At 60.3% G+C, this 26,648-nt stretch carries 23 protein-coding genes and 1 tRNA gene; 17 read left to right on the top strand and 7 right to left on the bottom strand.

Going from position 1 to position 26,648, the window contains the following annotated elements; translation table 11 throughout:
- Positions 1 to 4 precede the first annotated feature (4 nt).
- From U1140_RS03215 to ccsB, 4 genes are all read left to right on the top strand, one after another.
- Positions 5 to 688 carry a TlpA family protein disulfide reductase gene (locus U1140_RS03215; protein ID WP_369846019.1) on the top strand — a complete coding sequence of 228 codons (684 nt, stop codon included), beginning with the start codon at positions 5 to 7 and terminating at the stop codon, positions 686 to 688.
- A 24-nt stretch (positions 689 to 712) separates the two neighbouring features.
- Positions 713 to 1,576 carry a cytochrome c biogenesis CcdA family protein gene (locus tag U1140_RS03210; RefSeq protein ID WP_369846017.1) on the top strand — a complete coding sequence of 288 codons (864 nt, stop codon included), beginning with the start codon at positions 713 to 715 and terminating at the stop codon, positions 1,574 to 1,576.
- 175 nt (positions 1,577 to 1,751) lie between these two features.
- Positions 1,752 to 3,344: a cytochrome c biogenesis protein ResB gene (locus tag U1140_RS03205; RefSeq protein WP_369846051.1), complete on the top strand. Its 1,593-nt coding sequence runs from the start codon at positions 1,752 to 1,754 to the stop codon at positions 3,342 to 3,344.
- Positions 3,345 to 3,565: 221 nt separating this feature from the next.
- Entirely contained in the window at positions 3,566 to 4,699 is a 1,134-nt protein-coding gene (gene ccsB / locus U1140_RS03200) for a c-type cytochrome biogenesis protein CcsB (RefSeq protein WP_369846016.1), read from the top strand.
- A gap of 210 nt (positions 4,700 to 4,909) precedes the next feature.
- Here ccsB and U1140_RS03195 read toward each other — a convergent pair whose 3' ends face one another.
- The gene (locus tag U1140_RS03195) at positions 4,910 to 5,257 is read right to left on the bottom strand and encodes a hypothetical protein (protein WP_369846015.1); all 348 of its coding nucleotides are present in this window, start codon (positions 5,255 to 5,257) and stop codon (positions 4,910 to 4,912) included.
- A 45-nt stretch (positions 5,258 to 5,302) separates the two neighbouring features.
- Between U1140_RS03195 and U1140_RS03190 the strand changes: the two genes are divergently transcribed.
- Positions 5,303 to 5,779, top strand: coding sequence for a DUF4229 domain-containing protein (locus U1140_RS03190; protein WP_369846014.1), 477 nt, complete (start codon positions 5,303 to 5,305; stop codon positions 5,777 to 5,779).
- A gap of 74 nt (positions 5,780 to 5,853) precedes the next feature.
- Here the strand turns inward: U1140_RS03190 and U1140_RS03185 are convergent, their stop codons facing one another.
- Positions 5,854 to 6,783 (bottom strand): AEC family transporter, encoded by a 930-nt coding sequence (locus U1140_RS03185; protein ID WP_369846013.1) that lies wholly within the window; start codon positions 6,781 to 6,783, stop codon positions 5,854 to 5,856.
- A 54-nt stretch (positions 6,784 to 6,837) separates the two neighbouring features.
- Entirely contained in the window at positions 6,838 to 7,728 is an 891-nt protein-coding gene (locus U1140_RS03180; protein ID WP_369846012.1) for a 1,4-dihydroxy-2-naphthoate polyprenyltransferase, read from the bottom strand.
- 143 nt (positions 7,729 to 7,871) lie between these two features.
- Between U1140_RS03180 and U1140_RS03175 the strand changes: the two genes are divergently transcribed.
- Positions 7,872 to 8,987, top strand: coding sequence for an aldo/keto reductase (locus tag U1140_RS03175; protein ID WP_369846011.1), 1,116 nt, complete (start codon positions 7,872 to 7,874; stop codon positions 8,985 to 8,987).
- On the opposite strand, the gene menE is transcribed toward U1140_RS03175, so the two are convergent.
- Complete coding sequence (menE, locus tag U1140_RS03170) at positions 8,984 to 10,333, bottom strand: o-succinylbenzoate--CoA ligase (RefSeq protein WP_369846010.1); 1,350 nt, start codon at positions 10,331 to 10,333, stop codon at positions 8,984 to 8,986. The genes U1140_RS03175 and menE overlap by 4 nt on opposite strands.
- The gene (locus U1140_RS03165) at positions 10,257 to 11,285 is read right to left on the bottom strand and encodes a 1,4-dihydroxy-2-naphthoyl-CoA synthase (protein ID WP_369846009.1); all 1,029 of its coding nucleotides are present in this window, start codon (positions 11,283 to 11,285) and stop codon (positions 10,257 to 10,259) included. Before U1140_RS03165 ends, menE begins: the two co-directional genes overlap by 77 nt.
- A gap of 28 nt (positions 11,286 to 11,313) precedes the next feature.
- On the opposite strand from U1140_RS03165, the gene U1140_RS03160 reads away from it, so the two are divergent.
- From U1140_RS03160 to U1140_RS03125, 8 genes are all read left to right on the top strand, one after another.
- Entirely contained in the window at positions 11,314 to 12,411 is a 1,098-nt protein-coding gene (locus U1140_RS03160) for an o-succinylbenzoate synthase (RefSeq protein ID WP_369846008.1), read from the top strand.
- 240 nt (positions 12,412 to 12,651) lie between these two features.
- Positions 12,652 to 15,282: an excinuclease ABC subunit UvrA gene (locus U1140_RS03155; RefSeq protein WP_369846007.1), complete on the top strand. Its 2,631-nt coding sequence runs from the start codon at positions 12,652 to 12,654 to the stop codon at positions 15,280 to 15,282.
- Between the two features lie 55 nt (positions 15,283 to 15,337).
- Positions 15,338 to 16,189: a hypothetical protein gene (locus tag U1140_RS03150; RefSeq protein ID WP_369846006.1), complete on the top strand. Its 852-nt coding sequence runs from the start codon at positions 15,338 to 15,340 to the stop codon at positions 16,187 to 16,189.
- Between the two features lie 137 nt (positions 16,190 to 16,326).
- Entirely contained in the window at positions 16,327 to 18,114 is a 1,788-nt protein-coding gene (gene menD / locus U1140_RS03145; RefSeq protein WP_369846005.1) for a 2-succinyl-5-enolpyruvyl-6-hydroxy-3-cyclohexene-1-carboxylic-acid synthase, read from the top strand.
- Between the two features lie 13 nt (positions 18,115 to 18,127).
- The gene (locus tag U1140_RS03140) at positions 18,128 to 18,679 is read left to right on the top strand and encodes a DUF3592 domain-containing protein (RefSeq protein ID WP_369846004.1); all 552 of its coding nucleotides are present in this window, start codon (positions 18,128 to 18,130) and stop codon (positions 18,677 to 18,679) included.
- Positions 18,676 to 19,869 (top strand): glycosyltransferase family 4 protein, encoded by a 1,194-nt coding sequence (locus U1140_RS03135; protein WP_369846003.1) that lies wholly within the window; start codon positions 18,676 to 18,678, stop codon positions 19,867 to 19,869. The genes U1140_RS03140 and U1140_RS03135 overlap by 4 nt, the downstream gene beginning before the upstream one ends.
- Before the next feature lie 174 nt (positions 19,870 to 20,043).
- Positions 20,044 to 20,784: a demethylmenaquinone methyltransferase gene (locus tag U1140_RS03130; protein ID WP_369846002.1), complete on the top strand. Its 741-nt coding sequence runs from the start codon at positions 20,044 to 20,046 to the stop codon at positions 20,782 to 20,784.
- 145 nt (positions 20,785 to 20,929) lie between these two features.
- Complete coding sequence (locus U1140_RS03125) at positions 20,930 to 21,229, top strand: hypothetical protein (RefSeq protein ID WP_369846001.1); 300 nt, start codon at positions 20,930 to 20,932, stop codon at positions 21,227 to 21,229.
- Between the two features lie 119 nt (positions 21,230 to 21,348).
- Here U1140_RS03125 and U1140_RS03120 read toward each other — a convergent pair whose 3' ends face one another.
- Positions 21,349 to 22,755: a geranylgeranyl reductase family protein gene (locus U1140_RS03120; protein ID WP_369846000.1), complete on the bottom strand. Its 1,407-nt coding sequence runs from the start codon at positions 22,753 to 22,755 to the stop codon at positions 21,349 to 21,351.
- A gap of 110 nt (positions 22,756 to 22,865) precedes the next feature.
- Between U1140_RS03120 and U1140_RS03115 the strand changes: the two genes are divergently transcribed.
- Positions 22,866 to 23,882 (top strand): polyprenyl synthetase family protein, encoded by a 1,017-nt coding sequence (locus U1140_RS03115; protein WP_369845999.1) that lies wholly within the window; start codon positions 22,866 to 22,868, stop codon positions 23,880 to 23,882.
- Positions 23,883 to 24,000: 118 nt separating this feature from the next.
- Positions 24,001 to 24,082 (top strand) — tRNA-Tyr (locus tag U1140_RS03110).
- A 241-nt stretch (positions 24,083 to 24,323) separates the two neighbouring features.
- Here U1140_RS03110 and U1140_RS03105 read toward each other — a convergent pair.
- Positions 24,324 to 25,400 carry a LysR family transcriptional regulator gene (locus U1140_RS03105; protein WP_284594941.1) on the bottom strand — a complete coding sequence of 359 codons (1,077 nt, stop codon included), beginning with the start codon at positions 25,398 to 25,400 and terminating at the stop codon, positions 24,324 to 24,326.
- Here U1140_RS03105 and U1140_RS03100 point away from each other — a divergent pair.
- Entirely contained in the window at positions 25,399 to 26,385 is a 987-nt protein-coding gene (locus U1140_RS03100; protein ID WP_369845998.1) for a TDT family transporter, read from the top strand. The two genes, U1140_RS03105 and U1140_RS03100, sit on opposite strands and share 2 nt — an antisense overlap.
- Positions 26,386 to 26,648: the final 263 nt, after the last annotated feature.

Genomic DNA, 26,648 nt, shown 5'->3' with positions numbered 1-26,648 from the left:
CACTATGAATACGACTTTTGGACCATTCCGACGTGCCCAGGCAGTCTCGCGCACCGCTTCCCGTAGTGTCCCAGCTCGGGCCCCAAAAATTGCCCGGATCGCTACTGCCGTATTGTTGGCAAGCGCATTGCCGTTGACACTTGCGGCGTGCGCGTCGGAAGAGGCCAATAAGAATGCCGTCTCGGATGTAGGCGGAACCTTCGAATTCCACACCCCGGGTGGCCAGACCGAGATTTTCTACGAGGAATCCGAACGCCAACCGATCGCGAACCTGCGCGGCCCGTCGTTAATGGATGAAGGCGAGACGCTCTCGCTGGAGGATTTCGCAGGCGAAGTCGTCGTTTTGAATTCCTGGGGCCAATGGTGTGCCCCGTGCCGCGCGGAGGTCGATGACTTGCAACGTGCGCACGAAAAACTCACCGAATCTGGCGGGACGGTTTTGGGCATCAACGTCCGCGATTATAACCAGACCATTTCCCAGGATTTCGTCAAAGATAACGGCGTGACCTACCCGTCGATTTATGATCCGCCGTTCCGTTCTGCGGCAGCGATGGGTGGTATCCCGACCTCGGTGGTGCCGACGACCATCATCCTGGACAAGCAGCACCGCCCGGCAGCCGTTTTCCTGCGCGAGGTCACTGACCAGGACATTTTGGATGCAGCTTTGCCGCTTCTCGACGAAAGCTAGCCGGCGTTCTTCCCTATGGAGCTTATGAACATTTTCACCACCGCAGCCGACGCTACTGCCGTAGTTAACGTGACTGCCGCAGCTACCACCGGCGCAGCCTCGTCTGCCTCCACTTTCGCCGACGCCGCCGCCAGCGGTCCGCTGATCCTTGGAGTGCTCGCCGCGGCCCTGGCTGGACTGGTGTCTTTCGCCTCCCCGTGCGTCGTCCCGCTGGTGCCGGGCTATATCTCGTACCTTGCGGGCGTGGCCGGGGGATCGGTGGAAGCAGATGAGAAGTTCGGCGTCCGCGTCGCCAAGCGTCGCCAATGGGCCGTGGTTGGAGCCTCTCTGCTGTTTATCGCCGGTTTCACGGTGGTTTTTCTGCTGGCCACCGTATCTGTTTTTGGTGCTTTGAGTGCCATCAACGCCAACGCGGAAACCCTGCAGCGGGTGGGTGGCATCATCACGATCCTGATGGGCGTGGTGTTTTTGGGCGGCGTGAAATTCCTGCAGCGGGATACTCGTGCGCAGCCGAAGAAATGGAGCACCTGGGCGGGGGCACCGCTGCTGGGCGGCGTGTTCGCGCTGGGATGGACCCCGTGCCTGGGCCCGACGCTGGCGGCGATCATTTCAATTTCGGCAGGCACAGAAGGCAGTACCGCCGCCCGCGGTGCCATCATGATCATTGGTTATTGTTTGGGGCTGGGCTTGCCGTTTGTGTTGTTTGCACTCGGTTCAGCGAAGGCGATGCGCTCGATCGACTGGCTGCGCAAGAATTCGCGCACCATCCAGATCACCGGTGGTGTGCTCATGATCCTCGTCGGCCTCGCTCTGGCTACTGGCTTGTGGGCGGAGTTCATCAACTACATCCGGCAGTGGACCGTGGATTATGGGACGACGTTGATTTAGCCGAACTCCGGACCCACTACTCGCACCCCAGCACCTCGACCCCGTAAGGAGCACCACCGTGCACCAAACCGCGCAACCAGAGCAACCAGCGCAGACGACCCAGGCAGCGCAGCAAGCGCGCAAAACCTGGCTGCCCTGGCTCTGGCTGAAAAAAGCCTGGCACTGGCTGACGAGTATGCGCACGGCTTTGGTGCTGCTGTTTCTGCTGGCCATCGCGGCGGTGCCCGGAGCGTTGTTGCCGCAGCGCTCGCTCAACGAGGAAAACGTCAACGAGTACATCGAGAATAACGGCAAACTGGCCGAAGTCTACGATACGCTGCAGCTTTTCGACGTCTTCCAGTCTTCGTGGTTCATCGCAATTTTCACGTTGCTGGCGGCGTCGTTGGTCGGCTGTATTATTCCCCGCAGCATTGACCACTACAAGGCGTGGAAGGCGCGCCCGACTCGCGCCCCGCGCTACCTGCATCGGATGCCGCACCACCACACCGGGCAACTGGATAAACCGCTTGCCGACGCCCGCGCCGAAACCTTAGGGCTGCTGCGCCGGTGGCGGATCGCGGAATTCAGCGCCGAGGACGACCGCGCGGGCAAGGCCTCGATCTCTGCGGAGCGCGGCTATGGTCGCGAGCTGGCGAACCTTCTGTTCCATATTTCGCTGGTCGCCATTTTGATCACAGTGGCTGCTGGCCGCATGGTCTACTACGAAGGCCAGGTCATTATCGTGACCGAGTCGGGCAGCTATGACGATGCGGTCCAGGTCGACCAATCGACGGAGTTCTGCAATGCTTCGGTTTCTAGTTACGATTCCTTCCGCGCTGGACCGCTTTTCGACGGCACCGGGCTGAACCCTTTCTGCTTTATTGCTCACAATTTCCAGGCTGATTATTTGCCGAGCGGCCAGGCTGAAATGTTTAGTTCGGATGTTTCCTATGCCAGCGGTGATGATATTTTCTCGGATCCGGAAACCTGGCAGGATTACCAGCTGCGCGTGAACGAACCGCTGCGGCTGAACAATGATCGCGTGTATCTGCAGGGCCACGGTTTTGCCCCGACGTTCACGGTGAAGTGGCCGAACGGCGAATCCCGTACCCAGACTTTGCAGTTCCGTCCGGACGATTTGGTGAATTTCTTGTCTTCGGGTGCGATGCGTTTTGACCCGCCGGCTGGGATGTATCCGGATCTGTATGAGCGCCGCCAGAACCAGATTGCGCTGCAGGGCCTGTTCGCGCCCACGGCTGACTGGCAAGGTGAAACTGGCGAGCTGTTGACGTCGTCGTTCCCGGAGATGCGGGACCCGGCAGTGGCCATCGATGTGTACCGCGGCGATGCGGGCTTGGACACGGGTATCGCGCAGTCGATTTTTGATCTGGACCAGACCTTGATCCACAGTGGCCAGTTGCAGAAACTGGAACGGGTGAACTTGGAAGTTGGCGAGTCGATCACGCTTGACGACGGCACCGAGCTCACCTTCGATGGGGCCTCGGAGTTTGCGAACTATCAGATTTCGCACGATCCGTTCCAGCGCTGGGTTTTGCTCGCGACGATCGTGATGTTGGCCTCGCTGGTCGGTTCGCTGGTGATCAAGCGTCGCCGGATCTGGGTGCGGTTTACCGATAACGGCGACGGCACCACCGGTATCGAGATGGCTGGTTTGGCCCGCACCGACCGCGCGGGCTGGGGAGAAGAGCTGGATAAGATCTACCGCACGCTGTTTGGTTTGCCCGATCCAGAAGATGTAGAAGAAGACGAGTTGTATTCCCGGGATTAGCTCCAACGAACCGCAGTAATTAACCTCAGTAATCAACCGAAAGTATTATGTCGGCCCTATCATTAGTTGAGGCATGGGGCTGGTCTGCGGTAACTTGAAACGGAAATGTTTCCTGAGTTTTTGTGCTGGTCAACCCACGCAGCCAGCACTACCAAGACTGCCCGCGAGCCTGCGGGCACAATGCTGGAAACGTCGACATCACGATAGGAAATTGTGAATTAATGCTTGCTGATAACACGTTGTCCAACTTCTCGGACCTGATGTTTCGGACGTCATTTGTCATTTATGCGATCGCGCTGATCGTCGGTCTCGTTTTTTATGTGAAGGTGCAAGGCGTTATCGATGCGCGTCGTCAGCGCGAGAATGCCGAGTCGCAGGCGGACGAACAAGCTGGCATCGAATCTGACAAAGCCCATTCCGAGCTGCAAATGGCGACTGCCGCAAGCTCCCAAGCACGAGCAGGGCAAGAGCTAGAACAACCTGCGAGTTCGGGGCCTGCCGCACGCGATTCGCTTGTCGACGGTGGCAGCGAAGCCGCCGGGGTCAAGAACGTCGACAAGCCAAGTAAGTCGCTTGCAGAACTCGAAGCCGGCGCCCGCAAGTGGTCGGGAATGGCGCAGACGCTGATCTGGCTGGGCATTATCATCCACGCCGGTACCGTGCTCACACGCGGTATGGCTACTAGTCGTTTTCCGTTCGGCAATATGTATGAGTACTCGCTCATGCTGACACTGCTCACCATGGTCGTCGCCGCGATCGTGATCAGCCAACGCCAGGAATGGCGAGTGTTGTGGCCGTGGTTGATGATCCCGGTGGTCATTTTGATGTTCGTCGGCGGTTCGCAGCTGTATGCGGAGTCTGCACCTTTGGTGCCGGCGCTGCGGTCGTTCTGGTTGCCGATCCACGTCGGCATCGTTGTGTTGGGCGGTTCCATCGGCATGGTTTCGGGCATGGCGTCGCTGTTGTATTTATTGCGACGTTGGCAGCCCAAGGGTCAGGAACGCGGTGGCATCCTCGGGGCAATAGTGAAGCCATTGCCGAGCGCGAAGAAGCTCGATGGCCTGGCATATAAATCGGCCATCGTGACGTTGCCCGTGCTTGGTTTAGGAATCGTGCTGGGCGCGATTTGGGCCGAAGCCGCGTGGGGACGGCCCTGGAACTGGGACCCGAAAGAAACCGTGTCACTGATCTCCTGGATCCTCTATGCCGCCTACCTGCACGCTCGTGCAACCGCCGGGTGGCGTGCGATGCGTGCGGCATGGATCAACATCGTGGCCTTGGCGACAATGATCTTCAACTTCTTCTTCATCAATATGGTGGTCTCGGGGCTGCACTCTTACGCTGGGTTGACGTAGCCTTCAACGCTTCAACGTCTTTAAAGTTCTTTGACGTCTTTAAAGTCTTTCGGCGTTTTAAGGTCCTTCAGCGTCTTTAAGGGTTAAGTAGCAGGAAATGTGTCCGTTTTTCGGGCTGGGGAGTGGGCATTTAGCTGGGTGGCCCAACGACCAAGTGCCAGGTGGCAGGCCGCCGGTGGCAGGCCGCTAGTTGGCCCGGCTGCGGCGGTTTTATTGGCCGTTGGTTTTCTTATCGTCTGGATTGCCAGGATCTTTCGGGTTATCTGAACCCTTTGTTTGACCTGACCCCTTTGTTTGACCCGATTCCTTCGCGTCGCCCTGTTCACGGCCACGTTCACGAGATTGGCGCTGTTGCTCTTGTTCTTGCCGACGACGTTCCTTGAACCGGTTTTTCTCGATGTTCCATAGGAACTCTTCATCATCATCTGGACCTTTGATGGCAGGTCGTTGAGCCGAAGAGGTCGCCTGGCGGTTCTGGTTCCATGAAGCTGGGCCAAAGGCCTTCCATACCAAGACAGCGGCCAAGACAACTAGAGCTAATAAGATCAGCTTTCCCATACGCACTATTTTACGGCACGATTGGGGCGATTTAGGATGAACCTTGTGACTAATCAACCAGACAACAATGGCGCACGAACCGGCAGCCAGGCCGACAGGCAGCTCGGCACTCCGGATGGTACCGATCCAAATGGTGCCGGTGCAGCCAGCAGCAGCTCGAACGCCGGCGATCACGCAAATATGACTTCCCGCGATGAATCTTTGCGCGACTCAGCACCGAGCGAAGAGCCCCAGCTTGACCCGCAAACTCGCAAACAAGCGAGCCGCGCGATGCTGAAATACGGGGGCGCGCGTTTGGGGCTTTTCCTGGGGCTTACCATCGTGATTCAGGCGTTGGCAGTCCTCATCGGAGCACAAGTGCCGTTGGTGGTGTCTGCGCTTCTGGCTCTGTTGGTGGCGCTGCCGCTGTCGATGTTGATCTTCAAAAAACTCCGGATTGAAACCACACAGGCCGTCGCCAAGCTGGCGCAGCAGCGCAAGGCACGCAAGGAGTGGGTCAACCGAGAACTGGCCGGACGGTAGCCAGACGTCCCGGCTGGTCATTAGCAGACGCGCACCGGCCGCTAGATTGACCTAGCCAGCCGCCAACAAGCGCGCTAACCGCCGAAAATCCCCGCTACGACGGCCATGACGGGCAGAGAAGCGAACGTCGTCAAGAATACGGTGTCGCGGGTAACGGCCAGGCCTTTTTGGTAGGTTGCGGCGTAGTTGTAGACGTTTTGCGCCGTCGGCAAGCATGCGAGGATGACGGCGACGTAGAGGTGGTCGTCGGAAAGCCCCAAGGCCATGCCAGCTAACCAGGCAAATAACGGCATGAGCACGAGCTTCATGGCGGTGGCGGTGATGACGGCTGGGCGATCGGCTGGGTCGTCCAGGATGTGAATTGATGTCAGCGAAGCACCGAAGCTGATCAAGATCATCGGGATGGATGCGCCACCGATAATCGAGATGGGTTCGAGCACAACCTCGGGGATTTCCAGGCCGGTGAGAGCGACGACCATGCCGCCGATTCCCGCGAGTACCAGGGGAGAGCTAAAGCCAGACCGGATACCGTCGAAGATTTTGGCGCTGCGGGTGCGCCCATGGCCGTCGCTGAGTGCGGCCAAGATGAAGGGCGTGAAAAACACCATCTGCAGCATCAGAATGGAAATCACCCAGCTCGCTTCACCCACGACGTAGATGCTGACGGGCAGCCCAATGTTGACTGAGTTGAAATAGAAAGATGACGCCGCGCCCATGGTGGTCGTCGGCACATCGTTGGGGAAAAACAGCCGGGAGGCGATGATGTAGCTGGCGCCGGTGAGCAAGCTGGAGGCGACGACGGCAGCCAGCACCGGAGAAAATAGCGTTTGCGGGTCGGAGGTTGCGAGCGAGGAAAACAGCAGGCAGGGGGTGGCCGCATAAAAGGCAGTTTTGTTGAGCACCAGCCGTTGGGAGTCGTTGCCGATGACGCCGAACTTGGAAAGGCCGTAGCCGACCGCGATGATCGACAAAATGATTGTGAATGCGGTGATCACACCCGCCATATGTGCCCTCCCTGTGGGCTTGCTTCCGCCGTCAATTCCGTTATAGCTCGCAGGCTAGGCCAATGCCAGTGCCGCAAACATCAGCACCGACCACAAGGCCATTGTGCGGCCAGTCAGCGCCAGCACGGCGATGAGCTCCACCCCGCGCGCCCCGGAATGGACGCGGTGCAGCGCCTTGAGAGCCCAGTAACCGGAAATAAACGCGATCCAGGTGGCAGGGAAAGCGAAAACGCCGACCAAAAAGGTCACGATATAGGGCACAATCAGCAACACGGTGTAGAGCTTGCGTGAAAGCGAATCTCCGAGGATCACCGCTAGGGTGCGTTTGCCCGCTGGCTTGTCGGTGGCGATGTCGCGAATGTTGTTGGTCAGATTCACCGCCGAGGACATCGCTCCCACGGAGATGGCCAACACAATGCCGAGTTCGGATACAGCACCGGCTTGGGTATATTCCGTTCCCAGCACGGCGATCAGCCCGAAGAAGATGAAGATTGCGACCTCACCGAGCCCCCGGTAACCGTAAGGGCGCTTGCCGCCGGTATAAAACCACGCCCCGGCCAGACAGAACGCGCCGACCAGGAGCAGCCACCAGGCTGAGAGCAGCGCCAGGATGAGACCTGCAACGCCGGCGACGCCAAAGGAGATGAACGCGGCTTTTTTCACAGCCGCTGGGCGCGCCAACTTGCTGGCGGTCAACCGGGTGGGGCCGGTGCGTTCGTCGTCAGTGCCGCGAATCCCGTCCGAATAATCGTTCGCGTAATTGACCCCGATCACCAAGGCCCAAGCTACGATCAGCGCCAACAAGAACGCGAAAAATCCGCCCGAATTCTGATACATCGCAGCGCCGGTTCCGGCCAAAACCGGTGCGAACGCATTCGGCCACGTATGCGGGCGTGCCGCCTGGATCCAATCGCGGGGAGTGGCCGAATATGTTGTAGCGCTCATGTATTCATTGTGCGCTATGGAGATTGGCATTCACAATTGTCAATGGGGTGGGTGTGCAGCAGGGCCCTGGCGTGCTGTTTTGGTTGTAACTCGCGACCTCGCGGGACTGCGGGCTAAGCGACGACAGCCCTAGACTGGCAAGTATGAGCGAAAAACATTCGGATCCAGCACAGCCACAGCAACCCCATCTGGTGACCCTCGGCAACTCGCGACCTAGCGCAACCGAGCCCCTACGCGTGTTCCCGATTGGGCTGGGCTGTACCGGCATGACCCCGCACTCTTACCCGGATTCGCCCCGCCGCGCGGAAATGATCGAGGTGCTGCGCACCGCCGCCGAGTGGGGCGTGGATTTCTTCGACACCTCCGAGATCCAGGGCCCGTACACCGGTGAAAAGTTGCTTGGCGACGCGTTTGCCGAGACCATTGCCCAGACCACTGCCGAGACCATTGCCCAGACCACTGCCGAGACTACTGCCCAGCCCAGTGCCCGGGCCGCCGGCCCCACGATCGCCACCAAATTCGGCTGGAATATCGAGAACGGCCAACCCACCGGCGAGGTGAATTCTCGCCCGGAGACCATCCGTCGCGTCGCTAAGGAATCGGCTCACCGCCTGGGCGTCGAGCGCCTCGATTTGTTCATGCAGCACCGCGTTGACCCGCAGGTGCCCATCGAAGAGGTCGCCGGAACCGTTGGCGAGCTTGTCGACGAAGGCCTGGTTGCCCATTTCGGTTTGTGTGAGGCCTCCGCCGCTACCATCGCCCGGGCCCACCGCGAGTTCCCGGTCACGGCCGTCGAGAGCGAATATTCGCTGTGGTCGCGAGGCGTGGAAGAATCCGTGCTGCCAACCTGTGCCGAGCTAGGCATCGGTTTTATCGCCTACAGTCCACTGGCCAAAGGGATGCTCTCGGGTCAGGTGAGCGAACCAAATGCGGAGTCCAACAGCCCACGGTTGCACCCGCAGAATTTCGCGCAAAACCAGCGCAACGCTGAGCGGATTGCAGAAATCGCCCGCCGCTACGATGCCACCGCCGCCCAGCTCGCTTTGGCCTGGTTGCTGGATCGCGGCGCGCAGCACCCAGCCGGCATGCTGGTATTACCAGGCAGTATTAACCCGGCGCGCATACGCGAGAACCTGGCCGCCGCCAATCTGCAGCTTGCCGACGACGATCGCCAGTTGCTGGATAATCTCTTGGAGACCCATCCGGTGGCTGGGCAGCGTTACGTCGACAAGCATTTGCGGTTTATCGACAAAGACTAGCCGCGCCGCCGGAACAACTCCGCGACACCATCCCGGTGCAGTTTGCCCAGGGAGGTGCGGGGCAGTTCCTCGACGCGCAGCAGCTCCTTCGGCAGTTGCCAGCGGGGCAGCTCATAGAGCGCATCGAAAATGTCGCCCACCTCGGCGGTTCCCTCATAAGCGGCCATGATGGCTTGGCCGAAGCGGCGATCTTCGACCCCGACGACGCAAGCTCCAGTGACCCCAGGAACGGCCAGGAGCTCATTTTCGATGACTTCTGGGTGCACCTTCAGGCCCCCGGTGGTGATGACGGCATCCAAGCGGCCGGTGACTTCCAGGCGCCCGTCGGTGATGCGCCCGCCATCGGAGGTGGCGAACCAGCCGGGCCAGTCGGGGTGGGCGAAAGCTTCGTGGCCCGGCATGTTGCGGTAGCCCGCGGCGATGGTCGCCCCGCCGAGCATGATGCGCCCAGATTCCACTGCGACGGAGCTGCATGCCAGGGGGCGCCCGTCGTAGATGCAGCCGCCTGCGGTTTCGGCGCTGCCGTAGGTGGTGACGAGGTTGATGCCCAGCTTGCGCGCAGATTCCGCCAGTTGTGGGTTGAGTGCGGCCCCGCCGATGAGGATCGCGTCGAAGCGGCGCAGCGCGGTGATACCTTCGAGCGTGTCGACGGCTTTATCGAGCTGCATGGGGGTCAGCGCCGTGTACATGGGTTCGCGACTACCTGGGCGTTTCCCGTCCCGGGCGTGATCTAAGTATTCGGCGGCGGCAGCAAATTCGGGGATGCGGAAGCCATGGGAAAGATCCAGACACACGGGATCGACCCCGGCGACTAGGCTGCGCACCAGCACTTGGATTCCCGCGATGTGATAGGCAGGCAAGGCCAGCAGCCAGTGCCCGGGTCCGCCGAGTGCCTGGTGGGTCGCATCGGCCGAAGCCACCAGATTCGCGGCCGTCAGCTGCGCGCCTTTCGGGGTGCCCGTCGAACCCGAGGTGGGTACGACCAGGGCGATGTCGGGATCGATGGGCTGGCCGACGCGCTGCGAGGAATACAGCAGCTGCGCCCGCGCGCGGTCGTCAGCGGGGACTGGTAGGTAGTGCGCTTGGCCAGCGATGGCGGCTTCGAGGTCGTCGAGAATCGCGCCGGGATCGTCGAGCCGGACCGGAAGTGCGGTGAGGACAGGGTGTGGGCGAGAATGTGGGTTAATGCCAGGGCTAGATCCGGCAGCAGAGCCAGCACCGACGCCGGAGCCAGGGCCAGTTACCGGGCCCCTCCCACCCCCCGGAGACCTAGTAGTAATAAGGAAACTCCTCCCAATTCGGGTCGCGTTTTTCCAAGAACGCTTCTTTACCTTCCACAGCCTCATCGGTCATATACGCCAGCCGGGTGGCTTCCCCGGCAAAGACCTGCTGGCCGGCCAAGCCGTCGTCGGCAAGATTGAAAGCGAATTTGAGCATGCGCTGCGCCGTCGGCGATTTGGAGTTGATCTCGCGCGCCGCCTGGATGGCCTCGGCTTCCAACTCAGCGTGGTCGGCGACGATATTGACCGCCCCCATCTTCATCATGTGCGTGGCATCGTAAGCCCGGCCCAAGAAGAAGATCTCGCGGGCGTTTTTCTGCCCCACCATCTGCGCCAGGTACGCAGAACCATAACCGGCATCGAAGCTGCCCACGTCGGCGTCGGTCTGTTTGAACCGCGCATGCTGGCGGGAGGCGATCGTCAAATCGCAGACCACGTGCAACGAGTGCCCGCCACCGGCAGCCCAACCGTTGACCACCGCGATGACTACCTTCGGCATCGTGCGAATCAGCCGCTGGACTTCCAGGATGTGCAGCCGCCCGCCTTCGACCTTCTCCCGTGCGGCATCGACGCCGGATTCATCGGCACCGGTGACGTCCGAATCATGGCTAGTGGCATAACGGTAGCCGGAGCGCCCCCGAATCCGCTGGTCACCACCGGAGCAGAAGGCCCAACCGCCATCTTTCGGCGACGGCCCGTTGCCCGTCAGCAACACCGTGCCCACGTCGGGGCTGCGCCGGGCGTGGTCGAGTGCCCGGTAGAGCTCGTCGACGGTGTGCGGGCGGAACGCGTTGCGCACTTCGGGGCGGTCGAAGGCGATGCGCACGATTCCGTCGCGGCGGGTGTTGCCTACGTGGCGGTGGTAGGTGATGTCGGTCAAGTCGGCGAATCCGTCGACGGTGTGCCATTGGCTGGGGTCGAACGGGTTGGCCTCGCTGTTTGGGTTGGCGGAGTGCGCCGCGCCACTTGAGCTGACCGCGCCGTCGCTGTTGTCTGGATGGTGAGGGGTGGTATTCATGCCCTTCAGTCTAGCTAGGCTTAGGTGCATGATTTTTTCCGAACACGATGATCTGCCTACCCCAAGCGGGCTTCCTACCCCAGGCGGGCTGCCGCCCCTCGACGATATTCTCGAGCGCGCCCACGTCGTTTCCTTGCCCATGGCGGTGAAGTTCCGCGGCCTGCACCAGCGCGAGGTGGTGCTTGTCGACGGTCCAGCTGGTTGGGGAGAATTCGCCCCGTTTGCCGATTACTCCGTCCGTGAGACCGCGCCGTGGCTGCGCTCTGGTCTCGAGGCCGCCTACCAGGGATTTCCTACCCCACAGCGGGACTATATCGAGGTCAATGCCACGGTTCCCGCCGTCGATCCCGCCCGTGTGCCCGAGGTGCTTTCCCGCATGCCGGGTGCGCGCTGCGTCAAGGTGAAAGTAGCCGAGCCGGGTAAGGATTTCCGGGCAGCGCTTGCCGACGACATCGCCCGGGTGTCCGCGGTTCGCGATGAGCTCGCGGGCGTGCCGGGCGCGCGCATCCGCGTGGATGCCAACGGCGCGTGGACGGTGGAACAGGCAATCGAGGCGGTCTCGGCTTTGGCGCCATTGGATTATGTTGAGCAGCCGTGCGCCACTCCGGAGGAGCTGGCGGAGGTGCGCAGCCAGCTGATGCGCCGCGGGATCTTCGTCCGGGTCGCGGCTGACGAGAGTATCCGGCGGGTGGAAGATCCGTACCGGGTAGCGGATTTGCAGGCGGCGGATGTGGCCGTCGTCAAGGTTGCCCCGCTGGGTGGGGTGCGCCGGGTGTTGCAGCTGAGTGCGGATCTGCGCGCGCGCCACATGGATGTCACGATCGCTTCGGCTTTGGATAGCGCGGTCGGGATTAATGCTGGGTTGGCGGCGGTGGCGAGTTTGCCGAAGCTCAATGACGACGAGGAGATTGACGTTGCCCCGGCCCCGGCTGGCTTGGCGACGGGATCGTTGTTTCTTGAGGATGTCGCAGCTCCGCGCACGCTTGTCGACGGCATGCTTCCGACCGCGCCGGTGACGCCGGATGCTGATCGCTTGGCTGCGTTGGCCGCGGATGGCGCTACCCGTGATTGGTGGTTGGACCGGTTGCGTGCGGCCTATCGCGAACTGCAGCAGGCCGGGCGCTAACCGTCGGAAGGTTACTGTCCGGCAGGTTACTGCCACTGACCTGTGTACGAACCGTCGATGGGCCACGGCCCGGAAGTCTTCGTCGACAAGCAAGCGGGTAGCGTGTTGGGCGTTGTTATTTGCTCACTTCTGGCCACGTTATTTGCACGCCTCTGGCCTGCGCATATCTATCTAGGTCGCGACCTAGAGCAGCCTGCGTGCAATCTGCGTGATGATGCTGCAGCCCTTAGACTGGAGGGTATGCCTTCTTCCCGTGAACCAGCCCCTGCACCCGGCCCCACCGCTACCCAGGTCCCGACCGCCGTACATATTCACGACGCCCACCTGCACAACCTGCGCCACATTGATGTGACCATCCCGCATGGCAAGCTGGTGGCGTTTACGGGAATCAGTGGTTCGGGTAAGTCCTCGTTGGCTTTCGGCACGATTCACGGCGAAGGCCAACGTAGTTATCTGGAGTCGGTGGCCCCGTTCGCGCGTAGGCTGATCAGCCAGGCCACGGATCCGCAGGTGGGTTCCGTAGAAGGCCTCTCGCCAACCGTGGCGCTGCAACAGCAGACCACCGCACCGGGGGCGCGTTCAACGGTCGGCACTATTAGCTCCACGTCGAACATCGTTCGGCTGCTGTATTCCCGGTGTGGCGACTACAGCAGGCTTGCCGACGGGGTCGCTCCTACCGACGGTGCCTCTGGTGCGCACACCCCGGACGGGGAGACAACCGAGCCCATTACCCGGCTGAATTCTGATTCTTTCAGCCCGAATACCGCCGAGGGCATGTGCCCGGAATGCCGCGGTACGGGCACGAAATTCGTCGCCACGGAAGCTTCGATGGTGCATGAACCGGAGATGTCCATCCGCGACGGTGCGATCACGGCCTGGCCTGGGGCGTGGGCTGGGAAGAACTTCCGCGATATTCTCGAAGCCTTAGGCTATGACATCGACCGGCCGTGGCGCGAGCTTGCCGACGCCGACCGCGAATGGATCCTGTTTACCCGTGAGCGCCCCGTCGTCGAGATCGTGCCGCACCGTGGTGCTGACCAGATCCAGCGGACCTATCAGGGCACCTGGCGCAGCGTCGCGGAATATCTGTATAAGACCCTGCGTGAGACGGAGTCGGATTCGCTGCGTCGTCGTACTGAGTCGTTCCTGGAGTCTCATACCTGCAGTAATTGTGACGGCGCGGGGCTGCAGCCGGTTGCTTTGCAGGTGCGCTACCTAGGGGTGGCGATTAATGAGTTGAACTCGTGGTCGTTGGAATCGCTGCATGCGGCCTTGTGCCGGCGGCAAGAAGAACTAGGCGCTGGCGAGGCCGGGCCCAGCCGCACTGCCCAAGATGACGCCGAAGCCCTGTTGCTCACCCAGATCATCCCGCCGCTAGCTGCAGCCCTGGAACTCGGGCTCGGCCACCTGAGTTTGGATCGTGCCGCACCGACTCTTTCGGCGGGTGAGCTGCAGCGCCTACGCCTGGCATCCCAGCTGCATAGCTCGCTGTTCGGCGTGACCTATATTCTCGACGAACCCACCGCTGGCCTGCATCCGCAAGAACGCGCTGCCGTGCTTACCGTCATCCGTCGGCTGTTGGCGGCCGGAAATAATGTGTTCGTCGTCGAGCACGACATGGATTTTGTGGCTGCTGCCGATTACCTCATTGATATTGGCCCATATGCCGGCGATGGGGGAGGCATGGTGGTTTATGCTGGCCCGCCCCAAGAGCTTGTCGACGCCACTAGGGCTGGCGCGTCAACAGCAGAACCGGATGCAGAGTCGGCTGCAGAGTCTGATTCTGGGCCAACTGCCGCTCCCACGGCCCGTGCCCTGGCACACCGCGAACTTACCCTCGCCGATGCTCCGCGAACGGCCACTGGCCACCTCGAACTGCGTGGGATCAACCACCGCAACCTGCGCCAGCTGGATCTTGAAGTCGGGCTGGGCCAGTTCACGGCGGTTGCTGGAGTCTCCGGTTCGGGCAAGTCAACGCTGGTGACGGACGTCGTCGCCAAGCGAGCAACGGAGCACCCAGATCTCAGCCGCGTCGTGATGATCACTCAGAAACCGATTGGTCGTACCCCGCGCTCGACGCTGGCAACCTACACCGGCATATTCGATCGCATCAGGAGTATCTTTGCCGCGCAGGCGCGCCGGGATGGTCGCGATGCCAAGAAATGGAATGCTTCGCGGTTTTCCTACAACACGAAAAAGGGGCAGTGCCCGGAATGCTCCGGGGCGGGCCACATCGAGGTTGAGTTGGTGTTTTTGCCGGGCACGTACACGGTGTGTCCGCGGTGTCAGGGCGGGCGCTTCAATGACGAGGCGTTGTCGGTGCGCTGGCACGATCGCACAGTCGCCGATATCTTACGGTTGCGGGTTGCCGAGGCCATGGAGTTCTTCCGTGGGCTGATTTCGCCTGACACCAATGCCTCGGCCCCGAACACCAACCATCCAGATGAAAGCCAGATCAAGCAGGTGATCCGCGCCCTCGAGGTGTTGGACGAGCTGGGGTTGGGTTATCTCCGGTTGGGTCAGGGTGCGCCGGAATTGTCGGGTGGTGAGGCCCAGCGCATCAAGTTGGCGACCGAGTTGCAGCGGGTGCATAAAAAGTCGAGCCTCTATGTTCTCGATGAGCCAACCATGGGGCTGCATCCGCACGATAGCGCCAAGTTGTTGGATAAATTGGAAGCGCTTGTCGACGATGGCGCCACCGTCGTCATTGTTGAGCACAATCTGGAGGCCTTGGCGCGAGTGGATCGCGTCGTCGAGCTGGGCCCTGGTGCGGGAGCTGCTGGAGGTCGCATCCTAGCGGAGGTTTCACCTGCTCAACTGGCAGAAAAAGATACGGCTACCGGGCGGGCCTTGGCGAAGCGTCTGCGCTAAACGGTCACTGGCTGGGTGAGATGTCTACACTAGGCCTAAGCCCTGAGGAGGATTGATGACACCGAATTCTGGCAAATACGGCAATTCTGGCCATCGCGGTAATAGCAATAGCGCCAACAGTGCCAACAGTGCCAACAATGCCAACAGCGCCAACAACGATCGCACGGAGTACTTCGGCTCCAATGACCGCACGGAGTACTTCGGTTCGAGCGAAAGCACCCAATACATCGATCGGCCGCAGTACAACCGGACCCAGCAGGGCCATTCACAGAGCGATCGTTCGCAGCACGACTACTCGCAACAGCAGCGCCCGCAGCAGCATTTCCCGGACCAGAATCAGCAGGCCTATCCGCAGACCCAGCAGTATCAGGGGCAGCAATACGGCGAGCAGTATCAGGGGCAGCAATACGGCGAGCAGTATCAAGGCCAATATGCCGACCAATACGGTCAGCAATATGGTCAGCAACAATACGGTCAACAGCAGTACGGCCAGCAACAATACAGCCAGGCCTATAACCCTGCTTATGCCCCGCAACCGGCGCAGGCCCAACAGGGTCAGCAAGCGCAGCAAGCCCAGGCAAGCTCTGGTGGTTCAAGCTCGTGGCAAATGCTGCTCGGTATCGTCTCTGGTTTGGCATTGCTACTGGCCATCGTGTTTTTCTTCTTGTGGCGCTCGGCAGATGACCGACCTGCTACGCCTCCAAATCCTGCGACGGTGACATCCACCCAGACCGAAGAGGTCAACGTGACCGTGACGGAACCAACCACGATCGTCGAAGAGCCCGCAGCACCCGAGGGTGGCGGCAGCTGGCGTGATCAGATCCCAACTGAGGTTCCAGAAGAGCTATTGCCACCGGAAGGCGAGGAATTCGACCTGCGCACGTGGTTGAGTAATATTTTCGGCTAGCCACTCGCCCGTGCATTGCAGATGCCTGAGATGCCCATGCACTGCAGATGCCTGTTAACTTCACATGCCCATGCAGTTCGTATGCCCGGCACCCCGCATCCCGCCCTTGAGCAACCCCCCAACCCGAGTAGGAGACCATGGCCGCAGCCCCGCAAGACCCGCAATCCCCGCAAACCCAATCCAGCCTCGATTCGCAGCCGGAGTCCGTCCAGCTTGCACACCACGTTGCTGCCCGCCTTGCGGAGTTTGCCACCGATGTCGTGCTCTGCCCGGGCTCACGCAACGCCCCGTTGTCGCTGGCTGTGATCGCCCACCCGGGCCTGCGCGTGCACGTGCGTGTCGACGAACGCAGCGCGTCCTTCCTCGCGTTGGGCCTGGCGCGGGTGCAGCAACGACCGGTCGCGGTGGTGATGACCTCAGGTTCCGCGGTTGCCAACTGCCTGCCCGCCGTCGTCGAGGCCGCCCATTCGCACACCCCGCTCGTGGTGTTGAGTGCGGATCGCCCGCAGCGTCTCGTCGGCACGGGCGCGTCCCAGACGATCCAGCAGCAGGGGCTTTTCGCGACGGTCACCGAGACCACCCAGATCACCACTGTCGACGATCTGCCGGCCATGACCGAGCGCCTGTCCAGCCAGCGCGTTGCCCACATCAATGTCGCCTTTGATACGCCGCTGGTGGGAACAGAGCTTGCCGACGAGCTGGCGAACCCAGAGCCTGCCGACGATCCCACTGCCACCGAATCGACCCCAGAACCGGCCCCCGAACCGGCCACTGAGCCGCCACAGACCGCCCCAATTCCACCGTCCGATCCCGCGCACCCGGCCCGCCGTCGACAAGCATCCTGGAAAGACCACGGTGAGCTCACCGTCGACCTGTCGAAACCGACACTCGTGATCGCCGGTGATGAGGCCTGGCGTGTTGACGGTCTCGAGGATGTCCCCACGATTGCCGAGCCCAGCGCCCCGGCTCCGTATGTGCCGGTCCACCCAGCCGCAGCCGCGATTTTTGCGAAGGCGGATGCCGAGGTCGGCGATTATTATGTGCGCACCAAACCCGCCCAGGTCATCGTCGTGGGGCATCCGACGTTGCACCGCCGCGTGATGGGGCTGATCACCGATCCGGACATCGAGGTCATGGTGTTATCGCGCACCGAGGATTTCCTCAGCCTGCGTGATGGCAACGAGGCCCGCGGTACCCGCGTGAAGACCACCGGAGAGCCCACCCGTGAGTGGCTCAAGGTCTGCGAAGCGGCCTCGTCGTTGGCGGTGCAAGCTGTGCGCGATGTGCTTGACGACGACGCCCACGGCTTCACGGGCCTGCACGTCGCAGCCGCGGTTACCGATACTTTGGCCGTCGGCGACACGGTGTTCGTCGGCCCGTCGAACCCGATCCGGGATGTCGCTTTGACCGGGTTGCCCTTCGACGGCGTCGATACGTATTCGCCGCGCGGGGCCGCTGGCATCGACGGCAATATTTCCCAGGCGATCGGTGTTGCGGTGGCTGCGCAGTCCTTGCGTGCCGACGAAATCCGCGCTCCGCGCACCGTCGCCCTGCTGGGGGATATCACCTTCCTGCACGATGTCGGCGGACTGCTGCGTGGGGTCGACCAACCGGAACCGGAAAACCTCACGATCGTGGTTTCTAACGACGACGGCGGCGGCATTTTCGAATCGCTCGAGGTGGGCCAACCGGGGTTGCGGCGTGATTTCGAGCAGGCTTTTGGTACCCCGCACAGGGTGGATATTGCGGCGATTTGTGCTGGTTATGGCATCGCCCACCAGCGTGTCGAGTCGCCGCAAGAGCTTCTCGAGGCTTTGACGAGCCAGGCGGAGTCGCCAGAGCCGGTCGTGGTCATTGAAGCAGCCACGACGCGCGCGACGCGCCGGGCATTGCACGAGGCTATCGCTTCCGTCGTTGGGGGATAGGGACGAGTTTCTCATGGCAGATTCCACCCCGGACCCGGCTAACGCTAACCCGGCCAGCTCGGCCTCAGACAATCCGGCGCCAGACAATCCGGCCTCGGTCGATCCGCAGCGCTACCGTCGGCAATGGCGCCGCCGCTTGCACCAACTGGTCGCGGCGTCGTGCACGGCCGGCTTGTTGGGCTCGTTTGCCATGATCGGTGGTACGGCAGCGAATGATCGTCGTATTGAATCGGATCCAGGTCGCGCCCTGGCGACGGTGACTGGCACGTCTTTGCTGCGCACCACCGTGGAATTTCGTGACGACGCCGGCCTCTACCAAGCGCCCTCAACTGGGGTGTTGTATCCGACGGGCTTGGCCGAAGGCCAGCAGGTCTGGGTGCAGTATTCGCGTGAGAACCCGGACCTGGTGAAAGTCGTAGGGCGCGGTTGGACGTTGTCTATCATCCCGGCGCTGAGCATCGCGGTGCTCGTCGTGGTGGTCACCTTGGTGCTGTGGCGGCTGATTTCTTTTGCCACCCGCCCGAAAAAACCCGAGCAGAACCCGAAAGAAACCAAGCAGCGGTGAGCGCACCGGCCCACCTTCGCGTCGCCATCGTTGCCGAGTCATTCCTGCCATACGTCAACGGGGTCAGCAATTCGGTGCTGCGAATCCTCGAGCACCTGCGCGCATCCGGACACGAGGCCATCGTCATAGCCCCCGGTGCGCACGGTCGCGGCCCCAATCACCCCGAAATTTCTCACTACGCTGGCTTTCGCATCGTGCGCGTGCCGACGATCCGCCTGCCGTTCGTCGATTCCTTACCCATCGGCGTGCCGACGCCCACTGTTTTCCGCACGCTGAAAGAATTCGCCCCGGATATCGTCCATCTAGCCAGTCCGTTTGCGTTGGGGCGCGGTGGTGGTTGGGCGGCGCGGCGCTTAAAGATTCCCCGGGTGGCGGTTTTTCAAACTGATATTGCGGGTTTTGCGGGGCGCTACCGGCTGGGGGTTTTGCAGCGTGCGACCTGGCGCTGGATCCGCCGGATGCACAATCATTGCCAGCTGACCCTGGCGCCGTCGACAGAAACTATCCGGCAGCTGGAAGCTCACGGGGTGGAAAATCTTGCTCGCTGGGGGCGTGGGGTGGACACGGAATTGTTTCACCCGGACAAACGCTCGGAGTGCCTACGCCGCGAATGGATTGGCCAGCGACCACGGTCGACGACCGTGGTGGGCTATGTGGGCCGACTTGCCGCCGAAAAGGGCGTGCACCGGCTCGCAGCCCTTGCCGGTCGCGACGACATTCAGCTGGTCATCGTCGGCGACGGACCCTGTCGTGGTGAACTGGAGGCGCTATTGCCACAGGCAGTATTTTGCGGGGCGCTAACCGGTGCCGATTTAGCGACGGCCTACGCCAGCTTTGATGTTTTCGTCCACCCCGGTGAGCTGGAGACTTTTTGCCAGACCCTCCAAGAAGCCCAGGCCAGTGGCGTGCCGACGATTGCTCCGCGGGCGGGAGGCCCGGTAGATCTCATCGACGACCCCGTCAACGGGCGGTTGCTGGCCCCGGAAACTTTCGCTGACGAGCTTGTCGACGCCGTCGCCTGGGTGGTTGCGCAATCGTCTGGCACAGAGGGTGAGGCGGTTGACAGTCTGCGTGGTGCCGCCCGCGCCGGGGTAGAGGAGCGGACTTGGGAAGCGGTGTGCTCGCAGCTGGTGGATTATTACCGGGCGGTGCTGGATTCGTCGTCAAGCACGGCAAGTGGTACGGCTTAAGCCATTGCCTGCGGCATGCCCTTCGCACGGCCAGCGCAGTGGCCTAACCCATGGCGCATCTACGGTGCGGACTGCTGCATTCCTTTCGGCACGAACCGCAGAATTATTTTCGGCGCGGACTGCCGAATTCCTACCGCGTGGGATTCCGACGGCGGCACCGATTAAGCTGGTGGCGTGGATTCTTCAAATAAGCCAGAGCAGGGCAACAACTCCCAGCAATCGCCAAAGCCTACCCGCGCGACACTGGAGAAGACGCCGGTGGACGTGGCGTCGATGTTCGATACGGTCAGCAAAAACTACGATCTGACCAATACCGTGCTCTCGCTCGGTATCGATAATTATTGGCGCAAGCGCACCCGTGAGCGTTTGGATCTGCAGCCCGGCGATAAGGTACTGGACTTAGCAGCCGGAACCGCGGTATCTACCGTACAGTTGGCTCGCTCCGGAGCTTGGTGTGTGGCCTGCGATTTCTCTACCGGAATGCTGGCAGCCGGCGCCCACCGTGATGTGCCTAAGGTGGCCGGTGACGGCATGCACTTGCCGTTTGCCGACGACAGCTTCGATGCCGTCACGATCTCGTATGGCCTGCGTAATATCCACGATTTCCGCGCCGGGCTGCGGGAAATGGCGCGGGTGACCAAACCAGGTGGCAAACTCACCGTCGCCGAGTTTTCCACGCCGGTGATTCCGGTATTTAGCACCGTCTACAAGGAATATTTGATGCGCGCGCTGCCGGCGATTGCTCGGGTGATTTCGTCGAACGCGGAGGCCTATGAGTACCTGGCGGAATCGATCCGCATGTGGCCGGATCAGGAGACTTTGGCTGCTGAGATCAACGCTAATGGGTGGACTGAGTGCGGTTGGCAGAACCTGACGGGTGGGATTGTGGCGCTACATTCGGCTGTGAAGGGTTAATTGGTCTGGGTTGGGTCTGATTGGGCGTACCGTAAAGCGTCAAGAAAAAAATATACGATGCCATTGTGAGATTTTGCCGTTGTGAGATTTTACTGGAACCATATTCGCCGTCCCTAAGCTTAGTTGGTGGCCTATAATGATAATATTGACTATTTTGATAATTGCGATAGGCGTAGCGGGCTTATCTGCTATCTATGAAGTTAAACATGGGAATCGGCCACGAGCCAGGATAGTGGGCTGGGCTGGAGTTCTCTTAGCATTACCCGCTGCATGGATGCTTTATCGCGCTACTGCCGGAGGGCTCCAGGAAATGCCTCTACTTGAAGTCATTGCGATTGCTGTTTATATTTTCGTGCTTCTGGTGTTTGTAGAAACAAAGCTCGTGCTGTCGGAGCGTAAGAACACAGTAGCCACGAGTGACGAAAATACTAAAAAGCCCAGATAACCAGATAAGCTGGACAGATTCCTCAAAATCGTCGGTGGCTTTGTTTGGCCTTGTTTAGTTATGTCTCGCCATTGGCTTTGGCATCGCAGGTTCCCCATGTTTCCTAAACCCCGTATTCCCTAAACCGTTGCATCCCACAGCGGCGTGTCGGCTCGCGCCGTCGCCGCATATTTTCCTGCCTTCTTCCATAACCGGGAAATCAGATCCCGGTCTTCGTCGGTAACTAAGTTGCCCATCAACCGAGCAGCCGCTGGCATTAAATAGCGCGCCGCCGGGCCCCGCAACCCTAACGGGCCGAACACAGGCAAAAACTGCGGATAGGTCAAAAGCCGGGCCGCAGTGCGTGCCCACATGAACGCCTCACCGAAATGCGCCCGCAGAACTTCCGGCCACACCAAGGTGAGGTCCAGGCCTGTGAGCTGGTTTTTTCCTTCTAGGTCGCGACCTGCAGCAGATACGGGGTGAGCGCCCGCGCCACCGGGGCCTGCCCCCAACAGCCCGACTGCCAGTTCTGCGGTTTCCAACCCGTAGTCGATCCCCTCACCGTTGAGCGGATTCACGCATGCCGCCGCGTCGCCGATCAGCATCCAGTTTTTCCCAGCTACGTTCGACACGGCCCCACCCATCGGCAACAACGCCGAGGCGATGTCCTGCGGTTTCCCCAACTTCCAGGCTGTCTGCTGCTGCGAGGCATAAAATTCCAGCAGCTTTTTCGTGTTGATCGCCGCCGGCCGTTTGCTTGTCGAAAGCGCCCCGCATCCCAGGTTCACCGTCCCGTCGCCAAGCGGGAAAATCCACCCGTACCCAGGCTGCACGGTCCCGGCTTCGTCGATCAGCTCCACGTGCGAGTGCATCCACGGTTCAGCAGAATATGGCGAGCTGCAATACGACCGCGCGGCAATGCCGTAGACCTCGCTGCGGTGCCATTCGCGCCCTAGCTTCTTGCCAAACGTCGAACGCACCCCGTCGGCCACGATCGTCCACCGCGGCCGCAGCGTCACCTCGCTTGCCGACGGCCGCTGGTCGTTTGTTGGCTGTTGGCTGCCCAATGGTGCCGACTGCTGGCCACCGACCCGCCGCACGGTGATGTTTGTGATCGAATTGTTCTTGACGACGACATCAGCGCCCGAATACCCGGTCCATACCCGTGCGCCTGCTGCCGCGGCCTGCTGCAGCAGGTAGTGGTCAAGATCGCGCCGTGGCCAGGCCGTGCCCGTAGCTCCGAAATGTCCGTCTGGCCATGCGGCGGTCACTGATCCGCCAAAGCCGTGCAGCTGCAAGCCCCGGTTGCGGTAGCCCGGGTTCACCCCATCTAGAATCCCAAGCTCGCGCAGCTTCGCCATCGCACGCGGGGTAAGTCCGTCGCCGCAGGTTTTATCGCGGGGGAATGTTGCTTGGTCCACCACGATGACGTCCCATCCGGCGCGCGCGGCATAAATCGCAGCTGCAGCTCCGGATGGGCCACCGCCGATGACCGCAACATCGCAGGTCACATCGTTGGACGGGATTTCGTCGGCAAGCATCATGGCAATTATTGTTGCACGAGCCCGCCCCCGGAAGTGTTTTGCCCTGTTATGTCGACTACTGTTAGGACGGGAAATATGGGAACGAATGAGCGCAAGGATAAACCTCGGATATGACCACTGGCCGACACCAGTCAACTGGTTACACCCCCGCTGTGGATTTGGGGGATGAACAGCTCAATTCGCGCATCGCTGCCGGGATGGAAACGGTCGAAGACCTGCTGCGTTCGGAGCTTTCGCGCGGTGAGGATTTCATCACGGATAAGGTTTTGCACCTGACTAAGGCTGGAGGCAAGCGCTTCCGTCCGATGATGGCGCTGCTGGCGGCGGAATATGGTCCGCGCCCCGAGGCGGAAAATGTTTACAAAGCCGCTGGTGTCGTGGAGATTGTGCACTTGGCGACGCTGTATCACGACGACGTGATGGACGAAGCAGACCAGCGCCGCGGTGTGGAATCGGCGAACTCGCGGTGGAATAACTCGGTGGCGATTTTGTCCGGCGATATTTTGCTGGCGCATTCTTCGCGCATCATGTCCCAAATGGATAGCCTGACGGTTCGCCACTTCGGTGAGACTTTCCAGGAGTTGGTGACCGGGCAAATGCGCGAGACGCTCGGCGCCGGTGAATCGAACCCGGTAGAGCACTACCAGAAGGTGATTCAAGAAAAGACTGCGGTCTTGATTGCTTCTGCTGGTTACTTGGGCTCCTATCACGCGGGGGCGGATGAGCCGACGCAGCGTTCGTTGCAGACTATCGGTGGGGCGATCGGCATGATTTTCCAGATCGTCGACGATATTATCGACCTCTTCTCAGATCCGAAAGACTCAGGCAAGATTCCGGGTACCGATTTGCGCGAGGGCGTGTTCACGCTTCCGGTTCTGTATGCGTTAGAGGAAGATAGCGCAGCTGGCAGCGACTTGCGCTCGCTGCTGACTGGACCGCTGGAGGCTGAGGATGATGTGCAGCGTGCTATTGCACTGATTCGGGAGACGGAAGGACGTGCGAAAGCACTTGCCGACGTCCAAGCCCATTTGGATGTTGTGGACCGTGAGTTGGACAAGCTGCCGGATATTGCAGCGACGCGGGCCCTGCGCTTGCTTGCGGAATACACCATGCGCCGGGTGGGCTAGCTGGGTGCTTGCCGGCAATCGTGGCTGTTTTTTGGCTGTCGAAACCCTGCTTGTAGTGCTGATTTGTAGGTTTATTGGGGGTTTATAGTAGGCTAGGAAACCGCACCAAATGGTGCTTGCCAGGTTGCCCGAGCGGCCAAAGGGAGCGGACTGTAAATCCGCCGGCATTGCCTTCAGAAGTTCGAATCTTCTACCTGGCACAGTTCGAAACCCCACGCGAATTATCGCGTGGGGTTCTTTGCATGCGGGGGTCTGGGGTTAAGTAGGGGTTAAGTAGCAAAAAATGTGTCTGATCGGCGTGTCGCCAATTCCCTAGATCTGGCCTTTCCGGATACCGAATGAGTGTATGTATTCAACATCGATACCCTGGTCGTAGAAGGCTGGCTGACCAGATTACTGGCCAGTGGTGGAACTGGATGCATCCTAAGGCATAACTTGATTTCAGGTCGCATTTCTGTCCGTATAGTCCACAAGGAAGCGTAAAAACAGCCGTGCTGGGTCGGAGAGTCGGTTCTTCGAGCTCCACACCACCCGCAGCGGACGGTCGAAATTGACTCCAACCACCGGAACCTCGAGGTATTCCCCGGTGGCTAACTGCGATGATACCGCGCGTCTCGCGATCACCCCTGGTGCTCCTAGAGTGCCTATCCCGGTACGTTGTGCTCCTAGCGATCCAAACTCTCCTATCGGTGGGGCGAGACCTTCCAGAGCGTCTTCTACGACTTCTCGAGTGCCGCTTCCCTGCTCGCGCAGCACCAAAGGTGTGGATTGCAACTCCTCTTTCGTTATCGGAGCCGTCCCTGTCACTGGTATGGATGCTGAAGGCATATCCAGGTCATTGTGATTGTTTGATTTTGCCCAGGGGTGATGCGCGGGTGCAGCAACGATTAGCTCATCGTGCCCTATCACTCGCTGGTGTAGTTCATGGGCCACCCAGTTACCCTCAACTAGAGCTAGTTCCGCATCTCCCTGGATCACGTGACGTTGGGCCTCCCGACTGTTGAGCTGACGCATGTGCAGATGAGTCTGCGGGTGACGGCGTTGGAAGGCCGCTGCCCACCGGGGGTAGTCTATTTCCGCCACAGTATGAGAAACTACCAGCTTAAGACCCTCGGTTACAGCGTTGTTGGTGGCTGCTTTCAGACCATGCGCGCAATCGTTGAGTGCCCTTTCTAAGCCCTCAAGCACACGGATCACTTGGTGTCCCACTTTTGTCGTGGAACTGCCCGCGGCGCCACGCCAAAAAATACGTGTATTTAGGTGTTTTTCCAATTTGGCGACGCGTGTGCTGACCGTCTGTTGGGAAACATTGAGATATTTCGCAGCCTGATTCATTCCTCCGTGTCGGGCTACAGCGAGGACGACGTCAACCGTGAGGGCATCGGGAACGTAGCTTCGTCGAACGGAAGAGAACCGAGAGTCATCGCCATCTCGTGCGGGGTACATGCTTTCATTGTAACCCTGTACGGATTTTGTGCCCTCCCGTAAACGTTCATCAGTACATAGCCTGAAGCGCATGCTTAAAATTGAGAATAAAATGGAACTTCCGCCACTCGGACCTGGCTGGGCCGGAGCAGTAATGGGACTAGGGATCTCCTCGTCCCTCATTGAGACTCATCTCAGCCCCGTTGTGGGGCATCTCCCCGCGAAGATCATGATTGTTGCCGCAACTCTTCTCGCTCTGGCGCTCTCGATAGGCTTCATCAGGCACCGCAATCCGGGCTTTCGCCCCAATAACATGCCCGCGTGGGGCATGGTCTCTATGGGGATTTTAGCTTTAGGCAGCGCCTACTCGCTTATTTTTAATGCCTGGATGATTCATATTTTGTGTTGGGCAGCCGGAACGATCCTTGGTGTGATTACCTGCCTAAGGTATCTGCAGTTCCTTATTTTTGACCGTTCCGTCGCTCCTGCTTTTACCTTGGGGTTGCCCCTGGTTGCACCGATGGTTTCCGCAACCTCCTCGGCTCAGTTGGTGCCGCACGCGGGGGAGTGGGGGTCGCTGGTGCACGGCATTGGCGTAATGTGCTTTGCATTGGCATTGGCTACGGGAGTGCCGACATTCGCCTTCGTTTATTTGCGTACATTCCCCAATCTTCCCACCAGCTTTGCCGCCACTGCCTGGATTCCGCTGGGCCTTGTCGGCCAGTCCACAGCGAGTGCGCAGTTGATTGCCGGTGAGCAGTGGCACTTCCGGGCAATGATCTATGGAGTTGTGATGCTTAGTCTCGGGATTCCGTTGGCTGCTTATGCCATTGTCAAGCATTGGGGAGCAGTTCTTGGCGGCAGCCCAATGTCGTATAACCCCACGTGGTGGGCCAGCACTTTTCCGGTCGGCACCTGTTGTCTCGGTACGCATACCTTGTCGACGCAACCCGCAGCATTGGAGTGGGGTATGGGATGGATTGATATCGTCAGTGTCGGCCTGCTTGTTCTTCTTTTGCTCCACGTTACGTGGGCATCTTATGGGGCCGTCAGGATTACTGTGTTTAGCCGAGGATGATCCGGAAAGAATCTCGGTACTTCAGCAATGCTGGTCTCGACGTCGGTTAAAATTTGGTCACCTTTCAGCCCCCCCCCGCGCAACGTCGTAGGTTTCTAGTTCTGATACTGCCTGCAGTTGACCATAAGGCGGCCTATTGTCTGCGATCGTCACAAAACAATTACCTTTCGGTAATCGTAAATTGTTCAGTGGGGGGTATTATGCCGAAAAATCTATCCCAACCTGGTGATTTGTGTACTTGCATTCAATTGAGTTAGGCTGTG

The organism is Corynebacterium drakensteinense (genome assembly GCF_041224285.1).
In the GTDB taxonomy this organism is placed as follows: Bacteria; Actinomycetota; Actinomycetes; order Mycobacteriales; family Mycobacteriaceae; genus Corynebacterium.
This window is presented reverse-complemented; position numbering and strand designations above follow the sequence as displayed.